Here is a 5,906-nt window from a genome sequence, read left to right on the forward strand (position 1 = left end):
GGGGTCGCGGGTTCGAGTCCCGTCCACTCCGCCACTTATATTAAGCCTCAGTCGAAAGACTGGGGCTTTTTTCGTTTCTACTGCGACGTTTCCCTGAAGAGTGTTTATACACCTAACTAGACTATTTCACATAATCCCTACTAAGCGAACTCTGCGTAATTACACACTAGGCTTTAATTAATTATAGGCCGGTGATGCTGTGGAAAGGCAATATGACCTACAAACAAGCCTAAGTAATCTATGGTATTCAAAGGCGTTCAACGACTTGAATCTTGATGAGAAAGAAAAAACGAATTGGAAGATGAAAGATTGAAGGAGCTCTTCATTAGCGAGGTGATGATTTTCGACGCTGAACATTTGATGAGTCTCAGAAAAAATATATCGCCAAAGGGTAAGAAGCGCCAGAACAGAGAGGGGTAGCTTAGCTCGAGGCTGTAAGCTATGCGGAATACTCACAAACGTCAAAGCTCAAACCCATTAAGAGAGTCGCTCTAGATCTAAGTGGTTATGTGCTCACTAGCGGTACTAGAAAATAGTTAAGTATTCCAAATGGATTATATGAAAAAGCCAACTGCTAAAGCGGTTGGCTTAGTATAAAAATCTCGACGTACTTTAGAGCGAGAAATGATGTCTAAAGAATACGTTTTAAAACACCATCTGCCTTTAGGCGGGTAATTTTTCTGACCAGTCGCTGTACCTCTATAGGATAGTCTTCTACTTTCTCTAATTGCTTATAAGTACAGATAAGGTGAGTATGCTCAAGAATACGCGAAACTTCGTCTTCAAACTTCTCAGTGAGCTTCGCATAATTGTCTTGTATGAGTAGCCCATTTTCTAGGTCGAGTGACCAAGCACGTGGATTTAGGTTATTCCCAGTAAGTAGCATATAGCGTTTATCAACCCAAATACCCTTAAGGTGGAAGCTGTTATTGTCATGCTTCCATAGGTGAATTGACAATTTACGTGCGGCGATATTCGCTTCATTGGCTTTCGCAAAGCGACGCAAATTCACTTCGTAAAGATATGGAAGTCCGCCAATGGTTTTAAAGTCTTCCTCAGGTGCAATGTAAAAGTCATTGGCGGTTTTATCGCCCACAACAATAGTTACTTTCACACCACGCTTCATGGCTCGTTTCACTTCACGATGAAGTGCTTTAGGGAAGTTAAAGTAAGGCGTACAAATGAAAATTTCGTCTTGGGCTGCTGCCAATAACTTTACAATCTGTTGATTGAGCAGATTACGGCGTTTGCCTAGCCCAACTAACGGAGTGACTTTTACACTTTCTTCTGTTGCAGCTTGGTCTTCAAACTTATAGTTGGCTTGAGCAAGAGAAGCCCTCAGTTGGCGAATCGCCGACTTTATTTCTTTGGTTTCTGGCTTATCTTTTCCTGCAAGATCATTAACGGCAGGGTGAGCAATCATTTCTTCCTGAATGAATTGCACCATTGAATTCGCTAAAGATTCATGTCGAATCACATGGTAACGATCAAATCGATAACGTTCATGATAATGGAGATAAACGTTATTTAAGCTCGCCCCACTGTAGATAACAGTATCATCGACAATGAAGCCTTTTAAATGCAGTACCCCAAAAACTTCTCTGCCACGCACTGGTATGCCATAGACAGGGATTGGGTGTTGGTATTTGCTGGCATATGCTTTGTAAAGCGCTGAATTACCCTCAGATGTCTCCGCACCAATCAGGCCACGCTGCGCTCGATGCCAGTCGACACAGATATTGATGTCCAACCCAGGATTGCGCTGTTTCGCTTCATAAAGCGCAGTGAGAATTTCACGTCCAGCTTCATCATCTTCCAGATATAGAGCGACTAGGTAAATTCGCGACGTTGCTTTGCTGATAGCATCTAAAAGACGGGTTCTGAATGATTCTGCTGAATACAGAACATCAAAGTCTTCCGGATTGACAGCGAGACTTGGCAACTGTTCGAATGGATTCCTACTTACTATCATATCGGTATGAGTACCTTAGTTTAGTGCAATATTGCGAACCTGCCATTTTATCAAAGATATGATTTACCTGGCTACAAAAGCACGCGTTTTGATGTCGTTGAAGAGATGAATTGCATTGGAATGAGATCTTTACCGCTATCTACATAACGTTGAAATGCCATTTTTAGCGGGTGTGGTAGCTCAGAGCAATCAATTGTTGTGAATCCATGCTTGGAATAATAGGATTCGAGATGTGTAAACGCGAAGCAATAATCGCCATCAGTGAAAACATTTTTTTTACAATGAGTTAGTAGTTCTTTTCCAATCCCTGTTCCCCTAACTTTCGGAATGACCAACATTCCTGTCAATAGACGAACTTTATCTACACTTTTTAAACGTAGTAACGCAATGATTTCACCTTTATGGCTTGCTGTAATGATCAATTCATCTTTTTTGGCTCGACCCGCAGGGTAATACGCTTTGTATAGTTTCTTAATGAGGGGGAGCTTGATGGGATTTAACACTTCTATGATTAATGAGTCTGGTATTGTCACTGCGGTTAAAAGATAACTAATGTAGAATGTCGACAGTTTAAGAGAATCTTATCTGGTGTTGCAAACCTACTATGCAAATTAAAACAAATGCGAGCCTAAAGGCTTACCATACTTTTGGAATTGAACAATCGTGTTCCTATTTAGCTATCGTTGAGTCGCTTGAAGATGTTATTGAGCTATTTCAAAACCCAAGATTCACCCATTTACCGAAACTTTTTTTAGGTAAAGGAAGTAATGTTCTTTTTACAGAACATTTTGAGGGATTAGTGATTGTTAATCGAATCATGGGTAAAGAAGTCACGGAAACGGATGAGCACTACCTATTACATATTGCCGGTGGTGAAGATTGGCCTGAATTGGTTTCCTGGTGTGTGAATCAGGGGATCGGTGGGATCGAGAACTTAGCTTTGATTCCAGGTTGTGCTGGCTCGGCTCCTATTCAGAACATTGGTGCGTATGGCCTAGAGCTAAAAGACATCTGTGATTATGTAGATGTTCTTGATCTAACTACGTTTGAAAACAAAAGAATGCACGCCCAAGACTGTGAGTTTGCCTATAGGGATTCCATATTTAAACATGCGTTGCACGGAAAGTGCTTTATCACCGCATTAGGGCTTAAGTTGGCGAAGCAATGGCAGCCGATTAACCAGTACGGTCCTTTACAAAGTATCCCAGAAGAACAACTCAGCCCTGCTTCTATCTTCGAACGAGTATGCCAAGTGCGAAAGGCAAAACTGCCAGATCCAACCAAGATAGGTAACGCAGGTAGTTTCTTTAAAAACCCAGTGATCACGCAAGATCACTATGATCGACTCACAAAAAAATACCCTAACGTAGTGGCCTACCCAGCTTCTGGAGGAATGAAAATTGCTGCTGGTTGGCTTATCGATCAGTGTGGATTAAAAGGGAAGTCTGTACACGGTGCGCAGGTCAACCCTATGCAAGCTTTGGTTTTGACCAACATGGATAATTGTAGTGCTGATGACATTGTCGCGCTTGCTTATTTAGTGAAGCAGACGGTATGGGATAAATACCAAATCATACTTGAGCATGAAGTACGCTTTCTCAATCGTACCGGGGAGACGAATTTGACTCAGATCGAGGCATCTAGATGAGAAAAGATCACTCTACGAAACTTCATATTTTAAGGTTATTAAGTGATGGAGAGTTTCATTCAGGAGAAGCGTTGGGCGACGATCTTAATGTTTCCAGAGCGGCAATCGCTAAGCACATTAAAGGTCTTAGTGAATGGGGTATTGATATTTATCGAGTGCAAGGGCGCGGTTACCAATTAGCCTCACCATTGCAGTTGTTAGACGAGACTCTCCTTACCACTAGCTCGGAGTCACTTGTTGAACTCGTCCCTGTGATTGACTCAACGAATCAATATTTGCTCGACAGAGTCGCGGATTCGGAAAAGGGCCGTGTTTGTATTGCTGAATATCAAGCACAAGGGCGTGGTCGCCGCGGTAGACAATGGGTCTCACCGTTTGGCTCTAACTTATATCTCTCTATGTATTGGCGACTGGATGCAGGAATGGCTGCGGCAATGGGCTTGAGCTTGGTGATTGGGATTGCCGCAGTGGAAGCTTTGGAAGAAGTAGGCATGCAAGGTGTTAAACTCAAGTGGCCGAATGACTTGTATTATCAAGATAAAAAACTGGCCGGAATCTTGGTTGAAATGTCGGGTCAGGCCGGTGGGGCTGCTCATCTAGTGATTGGGATGGGCCTGAATATTGGAATGCCTGACGACCAGCCTGAGATTGACCAGCCATGGACCACGTTGAACCAAGTAAATCAGAGTCTCAAGATCGATAGAAATGTTCTAGCAATGACACTTATCAAGCATTGGAATTCCGCACTTGTCGAATATGAAATGAAAGGACTTACTGGCTTTATCGAACGTTGGAATCGGTTAGACAATTTCCTTAATCGTCAGGTCAAACTGCTTATTGGTCCTAGAGAGGTATATGGCGTCGTTCGAGGCATCGATCATCAAGGTGGAATATTAATCGAAACCTCCCAAGGACTAGAGACTTATATTGGTGGTGAAATCTCGTTGCGTAAAAGTGACTAATCTTCGATTACTTTCGCAACGAGACTTTATCAACTAAGTGGTTAACGCCTTTGTGTAGAATCAAGTGGGCTCTCTCACGAGTTGGAAGAATATTCAATTCTAAATTGAGCCCATTAATATCATGCCAAATTTGCTTCGCTTTTTTCTTTGCGTCATCGACAGAGAGTTGTGTGTAGTGGCTAAAATAAGAGCCTGGTTTCGTAAAGGCCCCTTGGCGAAACTTTAAAAAGCGTTCTACATACCAATGTTCAATGGTCTCTGTTTCTGCATCGACATAAATTGAAAAATCTAAAAAGTCAGAGACGAAGACACGATGCGGGTCATGTGGATAGTCCATTCCACTTTGCAGAACGTTTAAACCTTCAATAATAAGAACATCCGGTCTATCCACTTTTCTTAGTTCATCAGTAATGTCATACGTGATGTGAGAGTAGATGGGTACTTCAAGATCGGGCTTTCCTGCCTTTACGTCAGACATGAACTCGACTAAGCGCTTGATATCATAGGATTCTGGGAAGCCTTTACGATGCATGATACCGCGTTCTTCTAGTACTTTTTTCGGATATAGGAAGCCATCTGTTGTAACCAAGGACACTTTGGGATGATTCTCCCAACGAGAAAGCAATGCCGTTAGAATACGAGCAGTCGTACTTTTGCCTACAGCAACACTGCCAGCGATACCAATTACGAAAGGGGGAGCATGTTCCTCTGTATTTAAGAATTGTTGTAATACGGAATTGCGGCTTTGACGAGCCTGGACATACAGATTCAAAAGACGAGACAAAGGAAGGTAGATCTCTACCGCTTCCTCCATGGTTAGGTTTTCATTAATGCCCTGAAGCGCAGTCAAGTCGTCTTCAGAAAGTGTCATCGGTACAGAGTTTCTTAACTCGGCCCAATTTGCACGGTCAAATGACAAAAATGGACTCATGGGTCTCTTTTATCCTTGGTTTAATAGAAGCAAGAACATACATCAAGCGAACTTCAAAGCAAACGACAAAGGTCGAAGTTTACTTTAAAAAAGCTAAGTTTGTACGAATTTGCAGCAAACGAATCTAAAAAATCGAAATTTATGATTTTTTTTCAAATTACTATTGCAACCTAGAAAATCATTCAATAGAATGCGCACCACTTATGCCGACTTAGCTCAGTAGGTAGAGCAACTGACTTGTAATCAGTAGGTCACCAGTTCGATTCCGGTAGTCGGCACCATTCTTTCCTTTAGTAGTCTGAATGGCTTGAAAATTTGGAGGGGTTCCCGAGTGGCCAAAGGGAGCAGACTGTAAATCTGCCGGCACTGCCTTCGATGGTTCGAATCCGTCCC

At 42.4% G+C, this 5,906-nt stretch carries 5 protein-coding genes and 1 tRNA gene; 3 read left to right on the forward strand and 3 right to left on the reverse strand.

Translation table 11 applies throughout. From position 1 onward, the window contains the following. Window positions 1-631: 631 nt before the first annotated feature. Both pssA and MTF70_RS24175 read right to left on the reverse strand, forming a co-directional pair. Complete coding sequence (gene pssA, locus MTF70_RS24170) at window positions 632-1,972, reverse strand: CDP-diacylglycerol--serine O-phosphatidyltransferase (RefSeq protein WP_025768993.1); 1,341 nt, start codon at window positions 1,970-1,972, stop codon at window positions 632-634. 71 nt (window positions 1,973-2,043) lie between these two features. Continuing rightward, the gene (locus MTF70_RS24175) at window positions 2,044-2,475 is read right to left on the reverse strand and encodes a GNAT family N-acetyltransferase (protein WP_025768994.1); all 432 of its coding nucleotides are present in this window, start codon (window positions 2,473-2,475) and stop codon (window positions 2,044-2,046) included. A 101-nt stretch (window positions 2,476-2,576) separates the two neighbouring features. Between MTF70_RS24175 and murB the strand changes: the two genes are divergently transcribed. Both murB and birA read left to right on the forward strand, forming a co-directional pair. Further along, the gene (gene murB, locus MTF70_RS24180; protein WP_025768995.1) at window positions 2,577-3,620 is read left to right on the forward strand and encodes a UDP-N-acetylmuramate dehydrogenase; all 1,044 of its coding nucleotides are present in this window, start codon (window positions 2,577-2,579) and stop codon (window positions 3,618-3,620) included. Beyond that, the gene (gene birA / locus MTF70_RS24185) at window positions 3,617-4,582 is read left to right on the forward strand and encodes a bifunctional biotin--[acetyl-CoA-carboxylase] ligase/biotin operon repressor BirA (RefSeq protein ID WP_017821965.1); all 966 of its coding nucleotides are present in this window, start codon (window positions 3,617-3,619) and stop codon (window positions 4,580-4,582) included. The genes murB and birA overlap by 4 nt, the downstream gene beginning before the upstream one ends. Before the next feature lie 7 nt (window positions 4,583-4,589). On the opposite strand, the gene coaA is transcribed toward birA, so the two are convergent. Then, window positions 4,590-5,513 carry a type I pantothenate kinase gene (coaA, locus tag MTF70_RS24190; protein WP_005388683.1) on the reverse strand — a complete coding sequence of 308 codons (924 nt, stop codon included), beginning with the start codon at window positions 5,511-5,513 and terminating at the stop codon, window positions 4,590-4,592. Window positions 5,514-5,718: 205 nt separating this feature from the next. Between coaA and MTF70_RS24195 the strand changes: the two genes are divergently transcribed. Continuing rightward, window positions 5,719-5,794 (forward strand) — tRNA-Thr (locus MTF70_RS24195). The last annotated feature ends 112 nt before the right edge of the window (window positions 5,795-5,906 follow it).

Source organism: Vibrio sp. 2CM40D (assembly GCF_023161825.1).
In the GTDB taxonomy this organism is placed as follows: Bacteria; Pseudomonadota; Gammaproteobacteria; order Enterobacterales; family Vibrionaceae; genus Vibrio; species Vibrio alginolyticus.